This window comes from Paenibacillus sp. Marseille-Q9583 (assembly GCF_976954365.1).
In genome coordinates this window covers 1-25,557 of record NZ_CDRJTB010000069.1, presented here as the reverse complement: position 1 = coordinate 25,557, position 25,557 = coordinate 1, and the positions used below count along the sequence as shown (strand labels likewise).

The 25,557-nt window shown below is 47.0% G+C and carries 22 protein-coding genes, 1 rRNA gene and 1 riboswitch; of the genes, 2 read left to right on the top strand and 21 right to left on the bottom strand.

The features are described from left to right. Nucleotides 1-37 precede the first annotated feature (37 nt). The 17 genes from ACWNM1_RS24725 to ACWNM1_RS24645 all read right to left on the bottom strand — a co-directional run bounded on the left by ACWNM1_RS24725 (nt 38) and on the right by ACWNM1_RS24645 (nt 20,846). Nucleotides 38-1,333 carry an SEC-C metal-binding domain-containing protein gene (locus ACWNM1_RS24725; RefSeq protein WP_449603022.1) on the bottom strand — a complete coding sequence of 432 codons (1,296 nt, stop codon included), beginning with the start codon at nt 1,331-1,333 and terminating at the stop codon, nt 38-40. A gap of 286 nt (nt 1,334-1,619) precedes the next feature. Continuing rightward, nucleotides 1,620-2,885, bottom strand: coding sequence for a phosphoribosylamine--glycine ligase (purD, locus tag ACWNM1_RS24720; RefSeq protein WP_449603021.1), 1,266 nt, complete (start codon nt 2,883-2,885; stop codon nt 1,620-1,622). Nucleotides 2,886-2,908: 23 nt separating this feature from the next. Further along, complete coding sequence (purH, locus tag ACWNM1_RS24715) at nt 2,909-4,456, bottom strand: bifunctional phosphoribosylaminoimidazolecarboxamide formyltransferase/IMP cyclohydrolase (protein ID WP_449603020.1); 1,548 nt, start codon at nt 4,454-4,456, stop codon at nt 2,909-2,911. 261 nt (nt 4,457-4,717) lie between these two features. Further along, nucleotides 4,718-5,335 (bottom strand): phosphoribosylglycinamide formyltransferase, encoded by a 618-nt coding sequence (gene purN / locus ACWNM1_RS24710; RefSeq protein WP_449603019.1) that lies wholly within the window; start codon nt 5,333-5,335, stop codon nt 4,718-4,720. Beyond that, complete coding sequence (gene purM, locus ACWNM1_RS24705; RefSeq protein ID WP_449603018.1) at nt 5,335-6,375, bottom strand: phosphoribosylformylglycinamidine cyclo-ligase; 1,041 nt, start codon at nt 6,373-6,375, stop codon at nt 5,335-5,337. The genes purN and purM overlap by 1 nt, the downstream gene beginning before the upstream one ends. Nucleotides 6,376-6,918: 543 nt before the next feature. Then, nucleotides 6,919-8,415: an amidophosphoribosyltransferase gene (purF, locus tag ACWNM1_RS24700; RefSeq protein WP_341126289.1), complete on the bottom strand. Its 1,497-nt coding sequence runs from the start codon at nt 8,413-8,415 to the stop codon at nt 6,919-6,921. Continuing rightward, nucleotides 8,400-10,646, bottom strand: a complete 2,247-nt coding sequence (purL, locus tag ACWNM1_RS24695) for a phosphoribosylformylglycinamidine synthase subunit PurL (RefSeq protein ID WP_449603017.1) — start codon at nt 10,644-10,646, stop codon at nt 8,400-8,402. The genes purF and purL overlap by 16 nt, the downstream gene beginning before the upstream one ends. Continuing rightward, on the bottom strand, nt 10,624-11,313 hold the full coding sequence (gene purQ / locus ACWNM1_RS24690) for a phosphoribosylformylglycinamidine synthase subunit PurQ (protein ID WP_449603016.1): 690 nt from the start codon (nt 11,311-11,313) through the stop codon (nt 10,624-10,626). The genes purL and purQ overlap by 23 nt, the downstream gene beginning before the upstream one ends. A gap of 5 nt (nt 11,314-11,318) precedes the next feature. Next, nucleotides 11,319-11,564 (bottom strand): phosphoribosylformylglycinamidine synthase subunit PurS, encoded by a 246-nt coding sequence (gene purS / locus ACWNM1_RS24685; RefSeq protein WP_036680912.1) that lies wholly within the window; start codon nt 11,562-11,564, stop codon nt 11,319-11,321. Nucleotides 11,565-11,691: 127 nt separating this feature from the next. After that, nucleotides 11,692-12,582 carry a phosphoribosylaminoimidazolesuccinocarboxamide synthase gene (locus tag ACWNM1_RS24680; RefSeq protein WP_449603015.1) on the bottom strand — a complete coding sequence of 297 codons (891 nt, stop codon included), beginning with the start codon at nt 12,580-12,582 and terminating at the stop codon, nt 11,692-11,694. 322 nt (nt 12,583-12,904) lie between these two features. Beyond that, nucleotides 12,905-14,200, bottom strand: coding sequence for an adenylosuccinate lyase (gene purB, locus ACWNM1_RS24675; RefSeq protein WP_042124027.1), 1,296 nt, complete (start codon nt 14,198-14,200; stop codon nt 12,905-12,907). A gap of 5 nt (nt 14,201-14,205) precedes the next feature. After that, nucleotides 14,206-15,384, bottom strand: coding sequence for a 5-(carboxyamino)imidazole ribonucleotide synthase (gene purK, locus ACWNM1_RS24670; RefSeq protein ID WP_449603032.1), 1,179 nt, complete (start codon nt 15,382-15,384; stop codon nt 14,206-14,208). A 53-nt stretch (nt 15,385-15,437) separates the two neighbouring features. Next, entirely contained in the window at nt 15,438-15,923 is a 486-nt protein-coding gene (gene purE, locus ACWNM1_RS24665) for a 5-(carboxyamino)imidazole ribonucleotide mutase (protein ID WP_340006627.1), read from the bottom strand. Nucleotides 15,924-16,138: 215 nt separating this feature from the next. Then, nucleotides 16,139-16,240: riboswitch (purine riboswitch) on the bottom strand. A 277-nt stretch (nt 16,241-16,517) separates the two neighbouring features. Next, entirely contained in the window at nt 16,518-16,952 is a 435-nt protein-coding gene (locus ACWNM1_RS24660; RefSeq protein WP_042184737.1) for a universal stress protein, read from the bottom strand. 40 nt (nt 16,953-16,992) lie between these two features. Beyond that, nucleotides 16,993-17,256, bottom strand: coding sequence for a DUF1294 domain-containing protein (locus ACWNM1_RS24655; protein WP_042124022.1), 264 nt, complete (start codon nt 17,254-17,256; stop codon nt 16,993-16,995). Nucleotides 17,257-17,368: 112 nt separating this feature from the next. Continuing rightward, complete coding sequence (locus ACWNM1_RS24650) at nt 17,369-18,574, bottom strand: MFS transporter (RefSeq protein WP_449603014.1); 1,206 nt, start codon at nt 18,572-18,574, stop codon at nt 17,369-17,371. Nucleotides 18,575-18,710: 136 nt separating this feature from the next. Continuing rightward, a complete protein-coding gene (locus ACWNM1_RS24645) occupies nt 18,711-20,846 on the bottom strand; it encodes a DNA topoisomerase III (protein ID WP_449603013.1) in 2,136 nt (711 codons plus the stop codon). Nucleotides 20,847-20,973: 127 nt separating this feature from the next. On the opposite strand from ACWNM1_RS24645, the gene tsaA reads away from it, so the two are divergent. Further along, a complete protein-coding gene (gene tsaA, locus ACWNM1_RS24640; protein WP_449603012.1) occupies nt 20,974-21,420 on the top strand; it encodes a tRNA (N6-threonylcarbamoyladenosine(37)-N6)-methyltransferase TrmO in 447 nt (148 codons plus the stop codon). A gap of 49 nt (nt 21,421-21,469) precedes the next feature. Then, complete coding sequence (locus ACWNM1_RS24635; RefSeq protein WP_449603011.1) at nt 21,470-22,393, top strand: helix-turn-helix domain-containing protein; 924 nt, start codon at nt 21,470-21,472, stop codon at nt 22,391-22,393. 66 nt (nt 22,394-22,459) lie between these two features. Here ACWNM1_RS24635 and ACWNM1_RS24630 read toward each other — a convergent pair whose 3' ends face one another. The 4 genes from ACWNM1_RS24630 to rrf form a co-directional block, all read right to left on the bottom strand. Beyond that, nucleotides 22,460-23,611 carry a DUF4179 domain-containing protein gene (locus ACWNM1_RS24630; protein WP_449603031.1) on the bottom strand — a complete coding sequence of 384 codons (1,152 nt, stop codon included), beginning with the start codon at nt 23,609-23,611 and terminating at the stop codon, nt 22,460-22,462. After that, nucleotides 23,589-24,173 carry an RNA polymerase sigma factor gene (locus ACWNM1_RS24625; RefSeq protein WP_449603010.1) on the bottom strand — a complete coding sequence of 195 codons (585 nt, stop codon included), beginning with the start codon at nt 24,171-24,173 and terminating at the stop codon, nt 23,589-23,591. Before ACWNM1_RS24625 ends, ACWNM1_RS24630 begins: the two co-directional genes overlap by 23 nt. A 183-nt stretch (nt 24,174-24,356) precedes the next feature. Next, nucleotides 24,357-25,112 carry an acyl-[acyl-carrier-protein] thioesterase gene (locus ACWNM1_RS24620; RefSeq protein WP_449603009.1) on the bottom strand — a complete coding sequence of 252 codons (756 nt, stop codon included), beginning with the start codon at nt 25,110-25,112 and terminating at the stop codon, nt 24,357-24,359. 238 nt (nt 25,113-25,350) lie between these two features. Next, nucleotides 25,351-25,467, bottom strand: a 5S ribosomal RNA gene (gene rrf / locus ACWNM1_RS24615). Between the last annotated feature and the right edge of the window lie 90 nt (nt 25,468-25,557).

Below are 25,557 nucleotides of genomic sequence, written 5' to 3'. Positions count from 1 at the left end.
AAGTTCATGTACGTCCAAGATCTGAATTCTACTACTACTAATCCTGTTGCTTCAGCATCCACTTCAGCAGATCAGGTAGGCTTGTCCACAGACGCGAGTGTACAATCACATATTCAATAGCTTCATTAGCGTCGCCCATTCCCACAAAATCCGGAAGGTTGTGCGGCAATCTTTTGATCCCTAACAAATAATCCGGCACATGCTTGTTCACATTCCGCGCTACGCGGTACAACATTTTCAGTTGGGAAGTAATCCCATTCTTCTTATATTCTAAGACCATTCGGTCGTAAGCTACTGTCGCCGCTGCATCATTGCCGAACTTTTCCAGCACCTTTTCTGTCTTCTTGAGCTTGTTGGTGTAGAGATACGCAGCCGTCAAAAGGTAACGCGCACCTGTGTTATCTTCAGGATTCAGCTCTAAAATGTGCTCAAGTACTTTTTGTGCTTCTTCTGCATTTCCGCTAAACCAACAAGAGTCAGCGTAGCTTTTGCAGATTCGAATGTATGGACGAGTCTCGTGGAGGCCCCAGAAATGTCCTTTGTTCTCAGCGAAAAAAGCTTCTCCAAGCTCACGTTCACCTGCATCCATCCCTGCTTTTAGAAAAGCACGGGCATCTGCTTCATTCTCTGCTTCCTCAGCCAAAATGAGATAAGCATCCGGACTGTCCGGATAAACTTCTAGTGCAGCTTCAGCTAACTGTATCCGTCGGTTGGATGAATTGGTTTGCATAGCCTTTTGTAATAGCGCTTGCTCCTGATCCTTCGGACTGCCTGAGATATTCAGCAAAAGTAATTCTTCTTCCGCACCACCCATGCCGTATTCCTCAATATAATTGAGCATCTCTTTGACTTTTCTAGAGATGGTAGGCGTAGTAACCTCATGTTTGGCAGCAAGATCCGCTTGTGTTAGGGAGAAGCCATATTCCTCAGACAAAATAAATTCGATCGCCGCGCAGAAAGAGCCCATTTTCTTCACAGCAGGCTTAGTCTTACGGGAATAACCATTCCACAGAACTAGAGCTTCCCAAATAAGCTCTCTGTCATAGCTTTCTCTCATGCTCTCAATAAGTTGCAGCGCCAGTTGTTCATGTGCTGGATGCTCCCAATTCAGATCACGTGACACTTTTTTTCTGAGCGTAGCAAGAGTTAGCTTCACTTCAGGTTGTGCTACGGGCTCCTGTTTCTCAGCCACAGTCTCGCTAGCTGCCGCTTCTTCCTTGTTTACAAGTTGCATGATGGACTCTACTGCAGAAGTTTCTTTACCAAGGCAGCATTTCTTATATTTTTTCCCGCTTCCGCAAGGACACAAGTCATTTCTTCCAATCTTACTCAAAACGAATTCCTCCTTAAATCTGTGAGTAGCCATTCGCCATAAGCGTATCGCTAGTATGCACTATAAGTATCATCATTTCCAGGCACGAGGCATCCTTTATAAGGTTACTTCACAAAGTCTGAAGGACTCCGATTTAAAAGGGCCTTCCCATGATCGGAAAGACCCTTATCTGTATATATCCGCACATTTTCCCCCGTACGTGTAGTATTATAGCACTTCTTCTATCACTTGTCAGTCCTTTTTTAGGACTTTAAGCGCAAAAAATGCTAGATACAGTTCTTTATCCTTATACCAAAGCTTTCATAGCGATGTCGCTGCGGCTTTGTTTTCCGGAAAAAGAAATTCCTTCGGCCCTAGCGTAAGCTGCAGCACGAGCTTCAGCAATCGTAGCACCTAGGCCTACCACGCCTAGTACCCGACCACCATTCGTCACCCAGCTTCCGTCTTCACCACGCGCCGTACCAGCATGGAAGATCAGCCCTCCTTGGCTGTCTTCAAGACCTTCAATCGGTACACCCTTTGGATAAGGGCCTGGATATCCTCCCGAAGCGAGAACTACGCATACAGCCGCTTCGTCGCTCCATTCAATGTCGATATCTGCAAGTCTACCCTCTGTGACCGCCAGAAAGATTTCTAGCAAGTCGCTCTTGAGTCTAGGCAACACGACCTGAGTCTCAGGATCACCGAAACGAGCATTAAACTCAATCGTCTTTGGTTTCCCCTCAGGAGAAATCATCAGTCCCGCAAATAGTACACCGCTAAAGGGACGACCTTCGTCCACCATCGCTTTTGCCGTCGGCTTAATGATGGTCTCGATCGCTTCTTGGATAATAGCCTCATCAATATGTGGTAAAGGCGAATAGGTACCCATTCCGCCGGTATTAGGACCTTTATCCCCATCAAATACGGGCTTATGATCCTGGGCAGCAGCCATAGGACGTACCGTCTCTCCATCGACAAAAGCCAGAATCGACATTTCCTGTCCAGCTAGAAATTCCTCAATAACAACCTGAGCGCCTGCCTCACCGAATACCTTAGTGACCATAATATCAGCGAGCGCTTGCTCTGCTTCTTCCAACGAATAAGCAACCGTCACGCCTTTTCCTGCAGCTAGACCATCTGCCTTGATTACGATCGGCAGCGGCTGTTCCCGCAAATAAGTTAGCGCAGCTTCATAGTCGTCGAACTTCTCATAGGCTGCTGTCGGAATATTATATTTATGCAAAAGATCCTTCATAAAGGTTTTGCTGCCTTCGATCTCTGCCGCATTCTTGCGTGGGCCAAACACAGGAATATCCTGTGCTTCAAAAGCATCCACAATCCCAGCAGCAAGCGGATCATCTGGACCGATTACAACAAGACCTACTTCCTTCTCTTTCGCAAAAGCCGTCAGACGATCGAACTCAAATACTCCGATCGGCACACATTCGGCTAACTGCGCAATCCCGGCGTTGCCGGGTGCGCAATAGATTTTACCTGCCTTGTGGCTTTGGGATAGACTCCAAATCATCGCATGTTCCCGGCCGCCGCCGCCAACCACTAAAATATCCATCCGAATATGATCCTCCCAGTGCTCTAGTGTTTGAAATGACGGACGCCTGTGAAGACCATAGCAATACCATACTCATTAGCGACCTTAATCGACTCTTCGTCTTTAATGGAGCCGCCTGGCTGAATCACTGCAGTGATTCCTGCTTTAGCTGCCATTTCAAGCGTATCGCCCATGGGGAAGAACGCGTCGGAAGCGAGCACGGCTCCCTTAGATTTTTCACCAGCTTGTTCGATTGCAATTTTAGCTGCACCAACGCGGTTCATCTGTCCTGCACCTACGCCAACGGTCATATCATCAGCAGCCAGCACAATCGCATTAGATTTCACATGCTTAACTACTTTCCATCCGAACAACAATTGTTTCAATTCTTCCTCGGTTGGTTTACGGTCCGTAACAACTTGTAGATCATCTGGATTCACAGAGTGCACATCGCTCTCCTGTACAACCATTCCTCCATCAATAGAGGTGACTACAAAGCTGCTCTTACGCGAACTAGCCGTACTAAGATTACCGATTTTGAGCAAACGGAGATTCTTTTTCTTCGTAAGGATTTCCAGTGCTTCTTCCGTAAAGCCTGGTGCTAACACGATTTCGAGGAAAATATCTTTCAGCAGGTTCGCTGTGTCTGCATCAATAATGCGATTTGCTGCTACAATCCCACCAAAGATAGAAGTTGGATCCGCGTTGTAAGCTTTTTGATAAGCTTCGTATACACTTTCACCCACACCTACACCACAAGGGTTCATATGTTTAACCGCTACTACAGCAGGCTCTTCAAATTCTTTCACGATTTGCAACGCTGCGTTAGCATCGTTGATATTGTTATAAGACAACTCTTTGCCGTGCAGTTGTTCAGCCGCAGTGAGTGTATCCAGTGCCGCCAATGGCTTGCGATAGAACGCAGCTTTTTGATGCGGATTCTCGCCATAACGTAGATCCTGAATTTTCTCATAAGTCACGGTGTAGCGCTCTGGTAGAGGCTCGCCAGTAACGTTAGCCAAATAATCGGAAATCAAGGCATCGTAAGCCGCCGTATGACGGAATACTTTTGCCGCAAGACGTTTGCGTGTTTCTAGCGTTGTATCTCCACCTGCGCGGACCTCTTCAAGTACAGTAGCGTAGTCATTAGCATCCACCACTACACTCACAAAAGCATGGTTCTTCGCCGCAGAACGCAGCATCGTAGGTCCGCCGATATCGATATTCTCGATGGCTTCCTCGTAGGATACGTCAGGTTTTGCGATAGTTTCCGCGAACGGATACAAATTCACAACAACCAGATCGATGTAGTCCAGACCAAGCTCCTTCATTTGACGCGTGTGCTCCTCGTTATCACGAACCGCAAGCAATCCGCTGTGTACAGCAGGGTGCAAGGTTTTGACACGTCCGTCCATGATTTCTGGGAATCCTGTCACATCGGAAATCCCGATAACTGGAACACCTTCTTTAGCCAAAAGCGTGCTTGTTCCACCTGTAGAGATGATTTCTACGCCTAATGCAGACAACTCGCGGCAAAAATCCACGATACCTTGTTTATCTGATACGCTGACTAGCGCTCTTTTGATACTCACTTTGAATAGTCCTCCTTCAGGTTGTACGTGCGATTTAATACAAGAAGTAACGGCTATGCCGTCCTTTTTGGGACGGTTTCCATTTCTTCGAGAAATATAAGACATAAAGTATGCTGTGAAACTTATACTTTCTTATATTTTGAAGAAAAGCCACAACGCGACACATAACGCCGCTTATGCAATATTTCCCGAGAAATACCCTGAAACATCTCGGTCTGTCACCAAATGTCGATCCAAAACTTCGAATGGCTGCGGTACAGCTTACTTTTCGCGGATAATCGTCTTTCTTCCACTCAGTTCCACTTTCCCGCTGGCAAAAGCGCCAACCACTTGGGGATACAGCTCATACTCAACCTTATGAATACGTTCTGCCAACGAATCCGCCGTGTCGTTATCCTGCAGGGCTACGCTGCGCTGAGCAATAACAGGCCCGGTATCCATACCTCCATCGACAAAATGCACAGTAACACCCGTCAGCTTCACGCCATAATCCAGCGCTTGTCCGATTGCATCTTTTCCTGCAAAAGCAGGCAGCAGCGATGGATGAATGTTAATAATTCGTCCAGCATACGGCGTTAAAAGCACTGGCGTAATAAGACGCATGTATCCTGCCAGCACAACCAGCCCGATTTCCCGCCGCTGAAGCTCTGCTACAATCTCTGCTTCGTAGAGTTCACGGCTGGCGAAGTCTTTTGGCCGCAGCAAGAGGGCGGGAATGCCCGCATCCTCCGCTCGCCTTGCTACAGGTGCCTCCGGTTTGTCGGATACAAGCAACTCAATATTGCCCTCACCAAGCAAGCCTGCTCTCTGTGCATCGATTAGTGCAGCAAAATTACTGCCTTGCCCAGAAGCAAAAACAGCGATTCGACTCCATTGCATCACACTTCAGCTCCAGTAAAGGTTACTTTGCGTTCCCCTTCTGTCACTTTACCAATGATATAAGCCTCTTCTCCGCTCGCTTTGAGCAGTTCAAGAGCATGTTCTCCATCAGCGCTACTTACTACCAGAACAAGTCCAATTCCCATATTAAAAGTAGTAAACATATCACGGTTGCTTACGTTTCCTTTGTTCTGCATCAATCCGAAGATCGGCAGAATCGGCCACGATCCGTAATTAATCTCCACATCTACACCGTCAGGCAATACGCGCGGGATATTCTCGATGAATCCGCCACCCGTAATATGTGCCATCCCTTTCACCGGAAGCTGCTCCAAGAGCGCCAGCAAAGGCTTCACATAAATCTTAGTTGGTGCAAGAAGTACATCCACAAGCGGAGCTCCAAGCTCCGGAAGCACATCATTCAGGCCATAGCCATCTTCCTCAAGCAAAAGCTTACGCACCAGTGAGAAGCCGTTGCTGTGCACGCCGCTAGAAGCTAAACCAATCACTGTGTCTCCAGCAGCGATGTTAGCGCCTGTTACCAGCTTCGCTTTGTCAGCTACGCCAACTGTGAACCCAGCGATATCGTACTCGCCCGCCGAATACATACCTGGCATTTCAGCTGTTTCGCCGCCGATCAGCGCACAACCTGCTTGGTGACAGCCCTCTGCGATTCCTGCTACGATCGCTTCGATTTTCTCCGGCACGACTTTGTCGCAAGCCAGATAATCGAGGAAAAATAGCGGCTCCGCGCCTTGCACTACAATGTCGTTCACGCACATAGCTACAGCATCGATCCCAATCGTGTCATGGCGATCCGCAGCAAACGCGATCTTAAGCTTCGTGCCTACACCATCAGTTCCCGATACGAGCACTGGCTCTTCATATTTATCCTTATTGAGGCCAAACAGCGCTCCGAACCCGCCAAGATCCGTCATTACTTCTGGACGGTAAGTACGTTTTACGTGCTTTTTCATGCGTTCTACCGCTTCATTACCAGCCGCAATATCCACTCCGGCGTTTTTATAAGCTTCCGACACTTGGGACACCTCATCTTTTAATTAGTTTAGAGCGCGTTTGCGGGGGCATTCGGGATTTGTCTGGTGGTTATAGGGGAGCTACTACAAGGAATGTTTGGACTTCCGATCGCTGTTATGTTTGGATTTCCTGATTTAAACCGCTCATCGCGGTAGAAATCCAAACATAAAGGCGAACGCTAACGCTTCTACAGTTCCAAACTTCCTCTCCATAACTCCCTCTAACCACCGGGTTCAACCCTACTGCAAGCCGCAGTGCGCTCCTTGCACACAGACCTCAAGACCTCGGTGCATGAGCTGCGCCATGCACCTCCTTAGCGAAACAAGCGACGAGCTTGGCGAGCCAGTCCCGGCGGCGATATGCAGCCGGGGGGCGGAGCGCCGTAAAGCGTGTCCCGTCCGTGCGTAGCACACAGGGACAAAGCGAGCACTCGTACCCAAGTCTTCTTAGCAAGTTATAACCCAACTCCTACCGCCGAGCTTTCGGGTGGCCGGAGGGCAGGAGCCCTTTGGAATCCCCCTTTGCAAGGGGGACTTAGGGGGATGTCAACACGAGCAGCCGTCTTTTTCTTCCCCGCCAAAATCAACCTGCGTCGGGTAATCATTATCGAAGCAGGAAAGGCATAGCCCGCCTTTGTAATCATCTTTGTTGTGACCACCAATGGAAGTGATTAAGCCCTCTGGTGACAAGAATGCCAAGGAATCGGCGTTAATCTCTTCGCACATTTCCGCAATGGACTTGTAGGACGCGATGAGATCGCGGCGGTCTGGGGTATCAATGCCGTAGAAACAAGGATTCTTGAAGGGCGGCGATGTAATCCGCACATGTACTTCAACGGCTCCCGCTTCACGAAGCAGATTGACGATCCGACGTGAAGTTGTACCACGCACGATGGAATCATCGATCATGACAACACGTTTGCCATCGACCACACTGCGCACGGCGCTTAGCTTCATTTTCACACCTTGCTCACGCAGCTCTTGGCTCGGCTGGATGAAGGTCCGGCCTGTATACTTATTCTTGATGAGCCCAAGCTCATAAGGAATGCCCGTCTGCTCCGCAAATCCAATCGCTGCCGAGATACTTGAATCCGGTACACCAGTTACGAGGTCAGCATCTACGAAAGCTTCTAATGCCATTCGGCTACCCATCCGCTTACGGGCGGTGTGCAGGTTAGCGCCATTCATATCACTGTCTGGGCGAGAGAAGTAAATATACTCCATCGCGCACAGCGCTTTACGTTTGGGCTCGGTAAAACGGTCCTCTAACAAGCCATTTTTATCAAGCACGAGCAGTTCGCCAGGTTCGATATCGCGGACTAACTGTGCTCCGATCACTTCTAATGCGCAAGATTCGGAAGCAAAAATATAGGCGTCACCGATCCGTCCCATTACAAGCGGACGCAAACCATGGGAATCCGAAGCGACAATTAATTTGTCATTCGTCATAAGCAGAAAAGCAAACCCGCCAACCAGTTGTTTTAGCGCATCCTTAGCCGCTTCAACAAAATCCTTAGACGAACGCGCAATCAGATGCGCGAGCACTTCTGTATCACTTGTAGTTTGGAAGATCGATCCGCTTTGCTCAAGCTGCTTACGAATCAACGGTTCATTTACTATGTTACCGTTCGTAGCAATCGCCAAATCACCGTCACGATATTTGAATACGAGCGGCTGTGCATTGGTTAAGCGGCTGTCTCCGCTGGTGGAATAACGTACATGACCAATGGACATGTCTCCCACTAGTGAGGCAATTTTGTCCTTGTCGAATACTTCTTTTACTAACCCCATCCCGCGGTGATAGTTGAAATCACGACCATCCGCTACGCAGATGCCCGCACTTTCTTCCCCACGGTGCTGTAAGGCGTGCAAGCCGTAATAAGACATGGACGCCGCTTCCGGGTGTCCGAAGACCCCGAAAACGCCGCATTCTTCTTTTAATGTGTCAAAAATATCTCCCGAGCCCGTTCCTTCATTGTAAAAGTCACCAGTCCACAGGATAGGAGTCTCCTGCTCTTTCCCGGTCTTTATTTCATAAGACATGGAATAGCATCCTCCCAAACGAATTTTAGGTTCGCTACAGCTTCATCTAATACGGATGCACCGTCCAGATTTACGCGCAGTCTGTCTCCACCTACAGTTCCGATGATTTCTACTGGTACGCCGCTGGCAGCAATCGCTGCTTTCAGCTCTTCCGCACGTTCAGGCGCTGCCGTCAGCACGATACGTGATTGGCTTTCGCTGAACAACGCTACATCGGATCTAAGTCCATTAGCAGATAGTTCAACGTTCGCACCAACGCCACCGCTGATACAGCTCTCTGCAAGTGCTACAGCAAGGCCGCCTTCGGACAAGTCATGTGCCGAACGCACCAGACCACCGCGAATCGAGCTAAGCACTGCGCTCAGCAGTTTTTTCTCAGTAGCCAAATCCAATGCTGGAGGACGGCCTTCCGTTACACCATGAACGGCATATTGAAATTCACTACCACCAAGCTCAGCTTTTGTTACGCCTAGCAAAAGGATGGAATCTCCTTCTTGTTTGAAGCCTTGAGTCGTAATATGATCCGTATCCGTTACTAAACCAACCATGCCGACAACCGGTGTTGGGTAGATGGATCCCGTCGTATTTTCGTTATAAAGACTGACATTCCCACCGATAACCGGAGTATCCAGCACACGACAAGCTTCAGCCATACCATCAACCGCACGCTCCATTTGCCAGAACACATCAGGTTTCTCAGGGTTTCCGAAGTTTAAGTTATCTGTAATAGCTAGCGGTTCAGCACCGGAACAAACGATGTTACGTGCCGCTTCGCTGACTGCAATCCGTCCGCCCACTTCAGGATCAAGATAAACATAACGCCCGTTACAGTCCGTGGTCATCGCAAGTCCTTTACGTGTACCATGAATGGTAACTACAGCCGCATCAGATCCAGGTCGAACAGCCGTACTAGTCCGCACCATGTAATCATATTGGTTGTATACCCAAGCTTTGCTTGCTACGGTTGGTGATCCAAGCACTGTACGCAGTGCGCTGCCCAGATCTGTAACTTCCGCGTAACGAAGCGTATCTACCGATTCATTTTCTACATAATAAGCAGGAACCTCAGATGGTTTGTTATACACTGGACACTCATCCACGAGCGCCGTTACAGGCATGTCGCCAACAACCTCACCGTGATGATACAGCTTCAAGCGACCATCATCCGTTACTTTTCCGACCTTACAGCAGATTACACCCCAGCGATCAAAAATCTCTTGCGCCTGAGCTTCATCCTTCGGTTCTACTACGAACAACATCCGTTCTTGCGATTCCGAAAGCATCATTTCATAAGGGGTCATGCCGTCTTCACGTTGTGGCACCTGATCAAGATACAGCTCCAAACCATTACCAGCTTTACTTGCCATCTCGGCACTAGAGCAGGTAAGTCCAGCCGCACCCATATCCTGAATCCCAATAACGATGCCGCTGTCGATTAACTCTAGACAAGATTCCATAACGAGCTTCTCCATAAATGGATCGCCTACTTGTACAGCTGTACGTTTAGCTTCTGACTCTTCACTTAGTTCCACGGATGCAAAAGTAGCCCCATGAATCCCATCACGTCCAGTAGGAGGACCTACGTAGAAGACTGGGTTCCCTACACCTTTAGCGACACCGCGCTGAATTTTATCATGATCAATTAGACCGACACACATTGCGTTAACAAGCGGGTTACCGTCATAGCTATCATCGAACATGATTTCGCCGCCCACGGTTGGAATCCCGATACAGTTACCATAACCAGCAATACCCGACACCACATGCTCGAACAAATATTTCACGCGATCGCTTTCCAGCTTGCCGAAACGCAAGGAATTCAGCAGTGCGATAGGTCTTGAGCCCATGGAAAAAATATCACGAATGATACCACCTACGCCTGTTGCCGCACCTTGAAAAGGTTCTACCGCTGAGGGGTGGTTATGACTTTCGATTTTGAATACAACCGCTTGGTTGTCTCCGATATCTACAATCCCTGCGCCCTCGCCAGGTCCCATCAGGACACGTGGTCCAGTAACTGGGAAACGTTTCAACAATGGCTTAGAGTTCTTGTATGCACAGTGTTCGGACCACATTACGCTGAATACGCCGATTTCAGTATAGTTCGGCAAACGTCCCATAAAAGACTTGATGAGCTCATATTCGCTGTCCGACACACCGAATTGGCTGTAAATTTTCTGCTCTGCGATCTGTTCTGCGGTCGGTTCCTTAACGGATACTTGCTGCGTCATGACGATCCCTCCAAGTCTTCAGTATAGATGTGAACATTCGTTTGCCATCTTCAGATCCGAGCAAGCTGTTAACTGCACGCTCAGGGTGAGGCATCATGCCGACTACATTCCCCTGTACATTACTAACACCCGCAATATCAGCTACAGAGCCGTTAGGATTATCGCTATATGTGAACACAATCTGATTGTTAGCTTTCAGTTCTGCTAAGGTCTCTTCATCACAGTAGTAGTTTCCTTCGCCGTGAGCGATTGGGATGATGATTTCTTCATCCTTAGCATAATCAATAGTAAATGGGGTTTCGTTATTAACAACCTTAAGCACTGTATCATGACAACGGAACTTCATGGACATGTTACGACGCAGCGCGCCTGGCAACAAACCAGCCTCAGTAAGAATTTGGAACCCATTGCAAATGCCTAGCACGAATTTCCCTTGCTCTGCTGCTTTAGCAACTTCAGCCATTACAGGAGCAAATCTTGAAATCGCGCCACAGCGCAGGTAATCACCATATGAGAATCCGCCTGGAACCAAAATGCAATCATACGCCGACAAATCTGTCGCTGTATGCCACACATAATCGACTGGTTCGCCGAGACTGTCCTCTACCGCCTTGTAGCAATCAATATCACAGTTAGAGCCTGGGAAGACAAGTACAGCAAATTTCATGTCGTTTAGTCCTCCAATTCGTAGCGGTAATCCTCGATCACCGTGTTGGCAAGTAGCTTTTCGCACATTTCCTTGAGACGCACTTCTGCTTCAGCACGGTTATCCGTGTCCAAAGTCAGCTCCATATATTTCCCAATACGCAAACTTTCAACTTCTTGAAAACCTACCGAATGAAGTGCTCCTTGCACTGCTACACCTTGTGGATCGAGAACGCTCTTCTTAATGGTGACATATACCGTCGCTTTTAACATATGCTTGTAGTTCCTCCTAAATTTTTATGTGTATATACTTTCTGAAAGCTGAAACTCTACTAAAAGTAACTCTAGCTTTAAAAACATACACTTCATTTATTCCCATGAGTAAACACACAATGTTGAGCTATAAAGACTTGCCAGTAAGACGATGATAAATGTCCAGATAACGGCGTGTTGTTTCTTCAACTACTTCTAGTGGAAGTGGATCAGGTTTGCTATTTTTATCCCAGGAGGATGCAGATAGATACGTACGAACAGGTTCTTTATCCATACTATCAATTTCGATATCAAGAGCGTATTTGTCCTTGGCCCAGAAACGTGAAGCATCCGGTGTAAAAATCTCATCAATCAGAATCACCTTGCCATCCAGCAAGCCGAATTCAAATTTGCAATCTGCTAGAATGATTCCCCGCTCAGCACAATACTCTCTGGCAAAAGAGAACAATTGCAAGCTCTTCTCCTGCAGCTCGAGTGCCAGATCAGCACCGATTAGCTCCTGCATCTTTTCAAAAGGAATATCCTCATCATGACCTACATCGTTTTTAGCCGCTGGGGTAAAGATTGGCTGTGCCAGCAGCGCATTTTTACGCAAGTTCTTAGGAAGCTCAATACCATTCACTTTGCCCGTTTCTTGATACTGTCTCCAGCCCCCACCGGTAATGCACCCACGCACAACACATTCGATATCGATGCGCTCTGCTTTGCGTACCACCATAACACGGTTTCTGAGAGCTTCCTTGTCCTTAACGATATCTCCCAGCAGATCCACATCGATATGAACGACATGATTCTCCATTAGCCCTTTGGTCTTTCCGAACCAGAACGCACTCAGACGGTTAAGCACATTACCCTTTTCAGGTACCGCTGGGTCCAGCACATAGTCAAAAGCAGATATCCGATCCGTGACGACGATCAGTACATTCTCCCCTAAATCGTATAGCTCACGAACCTTCCCTTTATAGAGCAGCGGCGCATTGATGAGTTCCACGGCTGTGGATACGGCCGACGATGTCATGACCTTTCCTCCCTTGAACTAATGATCCTTCTGAATAAGTATCTGGTCTCAACAGCGTAATTCCGAGGAATGTTTGGACTTCCGATCGCTGTTATGTTTGGATTTCCTGATTTAAACCGCTCTTCGCGGTAGAAATCCAAACATAAAGGCGAGCGCTACGCTTCTACAGTTCCAAACTTCCTCTCCATTACACCTTCTACCAATTACTTTTATTAATAAAACTCCTTAGTTCACCAATAACTTACCTCTATAAGATCTCTAAGGTCTCATTCCGAGGAATTCGTTCCTTATCGACAACAATACCCACTAGCCTATCTTTTTTTTAGATAAGCTCTAGCTTGCGGAAGATGGTGTCCACATGCTTAAGGTGCCAAGAAGGGTTAAATGCATCTTCAATTTCTTCTGGGGTAAGAACGTTAGTGATTTCAGGTGTAGCTTCCACAATATCACGGAATTGTTTTTGCTCTTCCCATGCTTGCATAGCACGCGGTTGGACGGTATCGTACGCTTGCTCCCGGCTAAGACCTTTGTCGATCAGTTTAGTCAAGATCCGACCGGAGAAAGGAACACCGAACGTACGGTTCATGTTACGCTTCATATTCTCTGGGAATACAGTCAGATTCTTCACGATGTTACCAAAACGGTTCAGCATGTAGTTGAGCAGCATTGTCGCATCCGGAAGAATGATACGTTCTACAGAGGAGTGCGAAATATCGCGTTCATGCCAGAGCGGCACGTTCTCGTATGCTGTAACCATATGTCCGCGAATAACGCGGGACAGACCGGAAATGTTCTCGCAGCCAATGGGGTTCCGTTTATGAGGCATAGCGGATGAACCCTTTTGACCTTTTGCAAAAGCTTCTTCCACTTCGCGAATCTCACTCTTTTGCAGAGCGCGGATTTCAGTAGCGAATTTGTCTAACGATGTAGCTACCAAAGCAAGAGCAGCCATGTATTCAGCGTGACGGTCACGCTGTAACGTTTGTGTAGAGATTGGAGCTGGGCTTGTGCCGAGCTTGCGGCAAACGAATTCCTCTACGAAAGGATCGATGTTAGCGTACGTACCAACGGCACCAGAGATTTTTCCGAACTGTACACCGTTCGCAGCATGGCGGAAACGCTCCAGGTTACGTTTCATTTCTTCGTACCATAGAGCCATTTTCAGACCAAAGGTAGTTGGCTCGGCATGAACACCATGCGTACGGCCCATCATCGGCGTATCTTTGTATGCAATAGCTTTATCTTTAAGGATCTCAATAAAGTTGATGATATCCTTCTCTAGAATTTCATTCGCTTGACGCAGCAAGTAACCTAGCGCCGTATCTACCACGTCAGTAGAAGTAAGACCGTAGTGAACCCATTTGCGCTCTGCGCCAAGGCTCTCGGAGACCGCACGTGTAAATGCGATAACGTCATGGCGAGTCTCTTGTTCTATTTCATCAATGCGTGCGATGTCGAATTTAGCGTCCTTACGCAGTTTAGCTGCGTCTTCGTGCGGGATGACTCCCAGCTCGGCCCATGCTTCACAAGCGCAAATTTCAACTTCCAGCCACGCTTTGAATTTATTTTCCTCCGTCCAAATAGCTCGCATCTCAGGTCTGCTGTAACGTTCGATCATATTCTTTAGTTCCTCCAAAGTTTAGATTGCTCCACCCAGGACAAGCCGTCTCCGGTATCCTTGCAGAGCAGATTGATATGGCCCATCTTGCGGCCGGTCTTACTCTCAGTCTTGCCATATATATGAAGCTTAGGTACAACACCCAGCTTATTATCTTTTTCTTCCTGTGTACAGGTCGCTTTAATCGCGCCATCCAAATGCTGGCCAAGTACATTTACCATAACTACAGGCGTCAAAAGCTTTGTATCGCCTAGCGGCAGATTACAAATCGCCCGGACATGCTGCTCGAACTGTGAAGTCGCGCAAGCGTCCATGGTGTAATGCCCGGAGTTATGCGGCCTTGGTGCTAACTCATTGACGTACAATTGTCCGTCCTCTGTGACGAACATTTCTACTGCCAGCAGTCCAACCGCATCAAGTCCAGCGATTAATGTCTCTGCCAATTCACATGCTCTCCGCTGAATGTCCTCTGCCACTCTTGCAGGCACAATGGACAGATGCAAAATATTATTCACATGAATATTTTCCGACGGTGGGAAGCTCTTAACCTCACCAGAAGCACTGCGTGCAGCAACAACGGATATTTCACACTTAAAAGCTACAAACTTCTCAAGCACCAGCTCCGGCACAACGGCTCCGGGCGCTACTTGCCGGAAGGCTTCTTCCAGCTCTTCTACCTGACGGATCACGGCTTGTCCCTTGCCGTCATAACCGCCTGTGGCTGTCTTCAGCACACAGGGTAGTCCAAGCTCAGCCGCCGCCACTTTCAGCTCCGCAAGGCTATCCACCTTCCGGTACGGGGCGACGGGTACACCTGCCGCCTCGATGGCGGCTTTTTCGCGCAGCCGATGCTGCGTCGTATACAGCAGCGCGCTGCCCTGCGGCACGTACGATTCCTCCGTCAACAGCGCGGCAACGCCCGCGTCGACGTTCTCGAACTCGTACGTGATGACGTCCGAGCGGCGGGCTAGCTCCCGCGCCGCGTCCCGGTCGTTATACGCCGCTGTAATCTGCGGCGTGACTTGACCGCTAGGCGCATCCGGCGCAGGGTCCAGCGCCACGAAGCGGTAGCCCATGGCGCTGCCAGCCAGCGCCATCATGCGCCCGAGCTGCCCGCCGCCGAGCACGCCGACGGTCGCGCCGGGCAGTAGCGTCCGGACAGTGTCCGTGCCGGACGCATCCATGGAGGCTGGTGAAGTAGCGCCGCCAGCCTCCTGCAGCTTCAGCTCCTCCGGTCTCATAAGCTGTCGCTGCTTTCAAGGACTTCGTCGCGGATCGCATCCCGCCGCAGCTGCGCGCGCTGCTGCACTTCAGGATCGAACGCTCCGATAATCTGTGCGGCCAGGAGGCCTGCATTAACGGCTCCTGCCTTACCAATGGCTACCGTTGCCACTGGAATGCCTCCTGGCATCTGCACGATGGAGAGAAGCGAATCCAGCCCGTTAAGCGCCTTCGACTGCACCGGCACTCCAATCACAGGCAGGATCGTCTTTGCTGCCACCATGCCCGGCAAATGTGCTGCACCGCCCGCTCCTGCAATAATGACGCGAATACCCCGGCCCGCGGCTTCCTCCGCATAGCTGAACATCAAGTCCGGCGTCCGGTGCGCAGATACTACCTTCTTCTCATAAGATAATCCCAGCTCTTCAAGCACCGCACAAGCGTGCTCCATCGTGTCCCAATCCGATTTACTGCCCATGATAACAGCTACCTGTACAGACATGATTCGACCTACCTTCCAGTCACTAGTATGGATATCTTATCTTTATCTTGTAAATTCGAATAAAAAAAGCCCGATGACCAGACGCATTTTGCTGCGGGAGGATCGGACTAGTAAAGAAATTAGGAAAAAATAATCCGCGTGCCTATCATTAGGCTGCATTAAGCGCGGAAAATGGCATCATGCATCATTCCGTTACCCGGACCGCATTGCCGCATTCTATCATCCTATTTCCTCGTAGTCCGGTAATTTACGGTTCCCGGGTAGAAACTTCCGGGCCATATCCCCGGTTTTATACGAGTTGCTCATGACATCAGTTTAACAATCCCCTACACAGGATGTCAACTCAAACACGAACATTGGTAAATTCCGATTAATAATCGTTCGCTTTTAGGCGTATTTAATTTCTCAATGTCCACTTATTTTGATGATAAAGACTTCTTTCCGTACACTATTAGCTCTAACAACAGATGTTATATTAACTGTAGAATAGGCTTCATGGAAATACATATAATTCCTTTACTGGATATGAATTTAGTCATTTCGTTTCTTATTAATGAAAAAAGGAACGCTATAAGCGTCCCTTTTAACTTTATATTATTTTACTACCAGCACTGGAATGCGGGCGCTTTGTACTACATTATGGCTCACACTGCCCAGAACAAATTCACGTATTCCGCCAAGTCCGCGGCTGCCGATAACAATTACATCTATAGCATGTTCCTTAGCATATTTCAAAATCACTTCAGCGGGAGATCCTTGTAATAGCTCAACCTCAGCATTCAAGCCTTCAGCCTCAAGGCGTCCCTTCACCTCTTCCGTAGTCTGCACTGCTAAATCATAATATTCTTTATTTACTGAAGCCGGTAGTGGTGCAAGGGCTTCTCCGATAAAAAATCTTGGAAATTCAAATGCGTGTACGACATGCATTGTAGAGCCCGGAGTTACTTTTGCGAGTTCAATTGCGCGCTCCAATGCTTGATTAGAAGCCTTAGATCCATCATAGGCGAGTAAAATTTTAGAGAATAACATGTACGCCACCTCTTTTTCTAGTTTGTAATCATAAAGACTATCACCTTAAAAAATAGCTGTACAAAAAGATATTCAGCAACAGAAGTAACGGAATTCCGATCCTAAAGGACATATGTCGTGTCTTGTGGCGCTTACGATACATGGCAATCAGCACGCCTAGTGCCCCACCCATAGCTGCCAGCAGAAAAAGTGTCTTCTCAGGTACACGTTCTCGCCGTTTACGGGCTTTGATCTTGTCTTCGGACATCACTACATATCCGATTATATTAATTACCACAAACCACAACATTATAACCTTGACCATTCTCCCGGACTCTCCTCCTTGCTACCTATCTATCTCTATTATATTCCTCTTTTTCACAAAAAACCAATCATCCTTACACGCGCTGATAACTTCGCTGGCTGCCTCTTTCGTTTCACTGCTTCGCATCCTTCATCCATATCCATGACAACACCGCAGCCAGCGCCGCCGCAATTCCGCCCAGCCAGAACCCCCCGGTCAAACCATAGTGAGCACTCATCCAGCCTGCCACGAACGGTCCCGCCGACATGCCTACCGCATAGACAGCCTGATAGAAGCCCATAGCTGTTGCGCGTTTATATGGATCCACTTCTGACACCGACTTGCCTAACAACAATGGAAAAATAAGTCCCTGCATAAATCCGTTTCCTACCTGAGTCAGACAAAGCATTGCTAACGTCGGAATAGAAGGAATAAGAAGTGTAAACAATGCACTTCCCGCGAAGCCTATGATAAGCGTTCCCCTGTCCCCTAGGAGTCTTCCGAATGTCCGTGAACCGTAGAGGGTCGCGACAGCATGCGGAATCATGAAAGCAAGCGTCAGCCAGCCCAAGCTTTCTTTACTTGCTCCAATATTCAGAGCTTGGTTTGGCGTATATCCGAACATCGTTATGAATAGCACACAGTGTGCCAACACTGACAGCAGAGAAACTCTTACCAGAAGCGGCTCCTTCATAACACCTGCTAAGTCTTTGATCTGGATCCCACTTTGCCGTTTCTCCTGTTTTTGTTCAGGCAGCCGCAGCGCAAGCAGCAGCGCCGCAATCGCTACAATTCCACCAATCAGAAACGGGGTATTCCAGCCCCAATGCTCCACCATATAGCCACTGATCATCATACTGGTCAATTGGGCAATCACCGTAGTGAATTGCAGCATGCCCATCGCTTTTCCAGCTTCCTCTTTCGGGAAATATCCCGCGAACATCACAGTGTACACAACCCATGCCGAAGCCGCTATACCGGATACGGCACGTGCTGCCAATGCCCACCCAGGCTGTGCTCCCCACATGAAAAGAAAGCAACTGGCTCCGCTCGCAATCAGTCCCAGGTAGATAAACGGACGCCGCCGATTCAAATAATCTGAACCGATGCCAATCGGCAGTCGGAACAGAATCTGCATTAACCCATATACGCCAAGCACCATGCCCACCATAAAATACGATGCTCCCAAATGCTCCACATAAGGGGAAAGCACCGGAACATAAATATAAGAAGAGAACCAGAACATAAATACAATAACGAGAAAGAAAAACCTGCTACCACCAAGCCCCTGTGGGCTATCTGCTGCTTTTAGTTGATCCACTTGTTGTTCAGCTGCCACCCTAATCACCTGCTCTATGTATTTGCTTAACATTCTAATTCAAAGCCTATCTGTAGACCACAAAAACTTACGTGGACAGAAAAAAGGCTACTGAGCACACTCAGTAGCCTTTTTATTACGATACATGCGAACCTTTTTACTTATCCTTCTTTTGTCCTTCAAGCGCTGCTTTCAGCAGTTCCCCAAGGTTAGAACCAATGCTTTCTTGCTTACTGTATTGCTGTACCAGCTTTTGCTGTTCACGTTTATTCACATGCTTGTGGTCTTTATCCAAGGTTTCTGTGATTCCACAGCCCAAACATTGTACGAACATGCCTGCTTTACCCTCTTTGAGCTCCATTTTCTTATGGCACTGTGGACAACGGCGATTCGATAGTCTTTTCTCTCCGGCACGGGTATAACCACAGTTATCTGCAGGGCATACAAGCAGCTTGCCACGTTTGCTTTTTTTCTCCAGCAGTCTTGTACCACATTCCGGACAATTACTGTTCGAGACATTATGCGGTTTATATTCTGCTCCACTAGTTTTGACGCCAGTTACCAGCTCCTGTGCCATACTGCGGATGCCTTGCAAGAAGAGCTCCGGCTTGCCTTGACCACGCGCTATTTTCTCCAGCTCGGCTTCCCAGCGTGCGGTTAGATCTGGTGTCCGTAGCTGTGTGGATACCAACTCAATAAGCTGCTTGCCTTTACCAGTCGGATGCAGCTGATTCCCTTGGCGTTCAATGGTATCGGAGCTTACCAGCTTCTCGATAATATCCGCGCGGGTCGCCGGGGTTCCAAGGCCATGCTTCTCCATTTGCGTCAACAGTGAAGCTTCATTATAACGCTTCGGTGGCTGTGTTCGTCCAGGGCGAACCATGCAGCGGCCAATCGTGACAGTTGCTCCTTCGCGCAGCTCAGGTAGCTTCACACTCCCAGCTGCTGGCTCGTCCGATGGCTCCTCGTCGTCATCGTTACTCATATCTCCGCCGTACACTTCACGCCAACCGGCATCTTTTACCGTCGTCCCTTTGACATGGAAGCTTTCGCCTTCCACGTTGACGGTGACAGCTACCGCATCATAGCGAGCTGATGGGTAGAACAAGCTAATAAAACGCCGTACAATCAGATCATACAGCTTACGTTCCTCAGTACTCAGGCCATTTAACAATACGGTCTGTTCTGTAGGAATAATAGCGTGGTGATCGCTTACTTTGCTATCATCCACGATCCGCTTCGTAATCGGCAGCTGCTTGCGCAGCAATGGACGTGCTAACGCTGCATATGGGCCCACAGCTACACTGTCCAGTCTTTCCTTGAGTGTGCCCGTCATATCTGATGTTAAGTAACGACTGTCCGTACGCGGGTAAGTGACAAGCTTATGCTGCTCATATAACCGCTGAAGCACACTGGAGGTCTGCTTCGCGGAGAAGCCGAATTTCCGGTTCGCATCGCGCTGCAATTCAGTCAGATCATAAGCGAGTGGATGAGGTTCGCTCTTCTCACTCTTTTGCACCTTAATAATACGGCCGCTGCGTCCAGTAAGCTTATCCTTTAGACTTGCCGTCTTATCCTTTTCAAATATCCGACCATCGCCGTTACTGGCCCGCCATGCCGCTTGGAAATCTCCAAAATCAGCAGTCAGCGTCTCAAAATCAACGGAACGGAAACCCGTAATCTCCTGTTCACGATCCATGATCATCCCTAATGTCGGCGTTTGTACCCGCCCTGCGGAGAGCGGCGAACCGAACTTACATGTCAAAGCTCTCGTGACATTCAGTCCAATCATCCAATCCGCCTCTGCGCGGCAACGTGCAGATTCATACAGACGATCAAAATCGCGACCTGGACGGAGCTTTGCGAATCCCTCTTTTATCGCTTTATCCGTCTGAGAAGATATCCAGAGCCGCCGGAATGGCTTTTTCCACCCTGCCATATTCATAATCCAGCGAGCCAGTAGCTCCCCTTCACGGGCAGCATCTGTAGCAACAATAAGCTCCTCAATGTCCTGACGCTTCATTAGATGTTGAACAGCTTTGTATTGCTGGTTGGTCTCACGCAGCACTTTTAGCTTGGTCTTCTCCGGTAAAATCGGCAAATCCTCCAAGGCCCAAGTTGCAAACTTTTTATTATAATCTTCAGGCTCTGCCAGGCCGACTAAATGACCCAGTGCCCAGGTAACTACATATTTTGGACCTTCAATATAACTCTTCTGTTTATTATTACATCCCATGACTCGTGCGATCTCGCGTGCAACAGACGGCTTCTCCGCCAATACTAATGTCTTCATAATGCTCCCCTTTCCACATCAAATTTCATTATAGCATTAAATGAATGTTAGCAAATATCGTCAGGCTTTACCGGGTCACTCCGTTATACACTAAATAATATCTGATACCCGAAAGGAGTCATAGTCAATGAACGAACAAGAAAGCTATAATATAGTACCTATAGGTTGGGTTAGAGGTACGCCACGTAATTTGCGACTGGAAATCAAACCGGAATTTAGGCCGGCACTTAAAGGTTTATCTCAATTTAGTCATTGCCAAGTACTTTGGTGGCTGCACGAGTTTGCAGATGATCCATTCCGCCAGACTACACAGATTCAACCACCATATGATGAGACATTAACTGGAGTATTCGCTTCCCGTTCCCCTATTCGACCTAATCCAATTGGGCTTAGTGTAGCAGCAATCCTGTCTGTCGATGAAGCTTCTGGCATCGTAGAGGTGGCTGGACTTGATGCCTATCCTGGCACACCAATTCTCGACATCAAAGCTTATTTTCCTAGTGCCGATCGCGTAATGGAGGTAACTGTTCCCGGTTGGGCTGCTAATTGGGGTGACTGGACAGCAAATAATTGAAGTGGTAGTTTTAACACCACCTCTATAAAAAGTTATAGGAGGACAACTCATGAACAACCGTCAGTTAATGATTCAAGCTTTAGACCTCATAGAGGATCGATTAACAACGGTTCTTCCTGTAGCTGTCCTCTCCAAAGAAATGGGTTACTCACTTTATCATTTCTCCCGTCTATTTCAAGCGGTCACTGGAATAGCACCAGGAGATTATATATCTAGACGCAGAATCACTGAAGCAGCATTGGATATTTTAAGAATGCCAGAGCGCTCTCTTCAGGACATCTCGCTAGATTATGACTTCAATAATTATGAAACCTTTACCCGCGCTTTCAAAAGAATGCTGCATACGACTCCTACCCTCGTCCGTAAAAATCGTACTAAATCACAGCTCCCTTTACTACCTAGACTGTACGAACATGATCTCCATCAAGCACCTATGGATAATATTATCTCCCCCCAACTCGTTGATTTGGGAGAAATCATTCTTCAGGGACCTTTAGTAAAGATAAACGATAATTACTCCGTCATCTCTAATACTTGGTCGCTCCTTTTTAGCAAGGTAACTACCATACATAAGCGCATACTTCCCGAAAAATATTATCAGCTTGGCTTCTGGCCAGACGATTATGAGGATAACGGATTTTCGATTATGTGTGCCTGTGAGCTAAAGTCTTCACCTTCCATAGCACAGGACCACATAAGCCATTCGGATACTTCACCTAAGGAAATCTATACAGACAGCAATCCGGCACTACCCATTCATGTATTACCACCCGCCCGGTATTTGAAATTTATCCACAGAGGCCGTTCTTGTGATATCCCTTCTACTTATAAATATATTTACGGAATCTGGCTGCCAAAAACAGAATACAGAATATCCATTCCTTTTGAATTAGAATTTTATGGAGAAGGGTACCTTGGCCCGGATAACGAAAAATCTGTGAGCGAAATCTACATTCCATTAGATTTCATATAAAAAAATCCGCATCTGATATGCAGACACGGACTTTGCTTAGTTTATTGGATTAACAGTTACTAGTTCTTATTGAATCTGAATCGTTTGTTCAAGCTCTTTATAGAACGTTTTTATTCTTTGCCCATCAGCATCTTTCAAAAGGTTCAAATCCTTATCAAACGTACAGGTATACGGCTTGATGGTTACGTATTTCGGTGTTTCTGAGAAAGCAGCATATATTTTATCTACTATAAGAAGTGGTATAGCCGGATATAAATTGTATCCCCGATTGTACGGTTCAATGATGTTTCCTTGATCATCTTCGATCTGATAGAACACCTCCGTTGGACTATACTCCCCTGTTTGTTCTGGTGATACAGGAACTTCCCCCGTACTATTAATAACTATTCTAGTCGTTGCAGGGGTAATATCTAGATTCTTAACAGTATAACTAAACGCTCCTCTGCTCTTCGTTTGATCTGGAGTAAGCCTTATAACCTCATCAGTTACTTTTTTCACGGGTACTTGAAATAAAAATGGCTCTTCGACTTGGGCTACAGGTACACTTACACTTACCTCAAATTCTTCCCCAAACTCCTCGGTATTTTTAACCTCATTAAGCTCTAGTAAAAGTGTGTTCGGTTGCCCGTAGATATCGCCTGTTCTTGAAGAACCAAATGTCACTTCTTTCCCACTAGGGAGTTTTACTACAGGCATACCAAGCAACCCTTTTACAGATTGATCAAAATCATTATTCGAAAAGTTCGTTATCTTAGCCATTACAAGATCGTTATTAATACCTTCTCTTTCGAACCCCAAAACCAGACGTGTACCATCATACATTACATCACTAATTTTCAAGGTTACTCCATCATGAGTAATACTAACGTCTGGATTAGTTGTAAGTCCTTTTTCAGCAGCAGTCTTCAGTCCCGAATCATCTAAACTACTAAAAATACTTCCCAGAATAGGAACCTGGCTCAGCTTGTCTGCCCAGGCGGGAGATACTAAACCAGTTCCAATGATCAACGTTCCAACTACCACGGCTATGCAGGCCGCAATCAATGTTTTCTTAAACAACTTGTCGCTTGTTTTCTTTTGTTGATTTCCCCGAACCTCTATCTTCTCAATTCGATTCATTATTTGATCACCATAGCTAGTTATCGGCATTACATGACTTCGGACTGTCTCAGCAATCTGCTGAAACCTCTGCTCTTCAGTTCGATTTTGCCACTTCATCAAGATGTTTTCCTCCCTCATACATTTTTTCTGAAACAAGCTTTTTACGTAACCGTTCATACCTCTTACGCAGCATTGACGGGCTACAACCCATGATCTGGCCCATTTCTTCAAAGCTATATTGCTCTACCACTTTAAGGATTAGCATGTTACTCTCTTCTGTTGAGAGATTGCTAAACAATTGCTCTACCGGAGATTCATCGTTAAGTTCATAATAAGTCTTGGTTTGCAGTGCTGTATAAAGCTTAATCAGTCTGTTCCATCTCTTGCGTTTGCGAACCTGATCCAGACAATGATGATAGGCCACTTTATACAGCCATGAATTAAAAGAGACTCGTTTCTCATAACGTCTAAGTTCCTGATACACTTTTACAAATATATCTTGCACAGCATCCTCTGCTTCTTCATGACTTCTCAAAATATAATAGCAATAAGTATAAATCTTTCTTTCATAGGCTTGTATTATGGTTCTATAGGCCTCCCGGTTACCCGCAAGAACCTGATCGATAGCCTCTTCAATTATTGTTTGATTCACTTGGACCCCGGGGCTGCGACGTTCCAAAGAATCACCTCCTTGTTATTGACTACAACTATATAACGAATGTGATCCCTTTAATTGTGACAGGCTCAAAAATTTTTCCAAATATGTTATAAACACCATCTGTTTTCGAACAAAAAAAGCGACTACCCCGATTGATGCTCGGAGAAATCGCTTTTATAATAATAATCCATATTTATAAATTTTTTACTTATTTATATTTTTCAACTCAATACATGCTTCAAAAAATACAATATCACTATTCTGGCCACGGACATATATACCATCATCCGTTACAGCTGAGCGTAAAATAGTCAGTTCATCCCCAAACTTAGCTTCTTGTAGATAAGTAATCCGGAAGCGTGTGAACACTGCATTATCCCATTCCGCTAAACTGAGTGCATCACAACATAAATCTCCATATCGGGCATTATTCAAATGTCCATTGCTATCCAGCCCACTATATCTTACCTGATACCGATAAGCTTCTTCCATAGTAATATCAGTAGGGATCGTTACCTTAACAGGCATATCCCCTACTGAATCGCCATTATAGTGCTTAACCTGAACTGGAAGAGCGTTCGGTCTGAGTATCTTTCTCTTCTCAATATCTACTAAAGCCCATATGGATCGTGCTGTGGCAATCTCTATATGATCTGCATCGAAAATACGATAATCCCGTTGCCATAAAGCCCCTCTAGTACCTTTACTCCAGGTATGTACGCTAAGCACATCATTTGGGCGAGGAATACGCTTAAAATCAAGATCTAACGTAATCATCATCCAGCCCATTCCTGCACTCAGAATTTCTTCCACACTTATCCCCAAATTACCCACGGCGAAGTCTGCCGCACATTGCATGATATCCAGAATAAAGGATAACTTACCCTGTGAACGATAATCCGTGTCGCTCGCATGTACAGAAAAATCTTCTATCCACACAAGATTACTACTGTTGTCCATTGTATATCCTCCTGCCATGCAAAATATCCTTGCATTTACTTGAAGTATCCACATATACCACTGCTCTATCCACATAAATTGGGGACTACTTTCATTTTTGAATATATTTTATTATTTCATCCACATGTTAGTAACTTTTATAATCTCGTTATTTACCCATGACTTATCCACATTATTTAAATTAAGCGATAAAGGGAACAAAAAAGCCATTGTTGATAAATCAACAATGGCTTCGTGTGCTTGGCAACGTCCTACTCTCCCAGGACCCTTCGGTCCAAGTACCATCGGCGCTGGAGGGCTTAACGGTCGTGTTCGGGATGGGTACGCGTGGAACCCCTCCGCTATCGCCACCAAACATGCGTCTGTGAAACAGACGCTGCCGCGTGAAATTTCGTTCATCACCAGAAGTGAGAATGAATTTCTAAGCGTGTTACAGGCTTGAGTC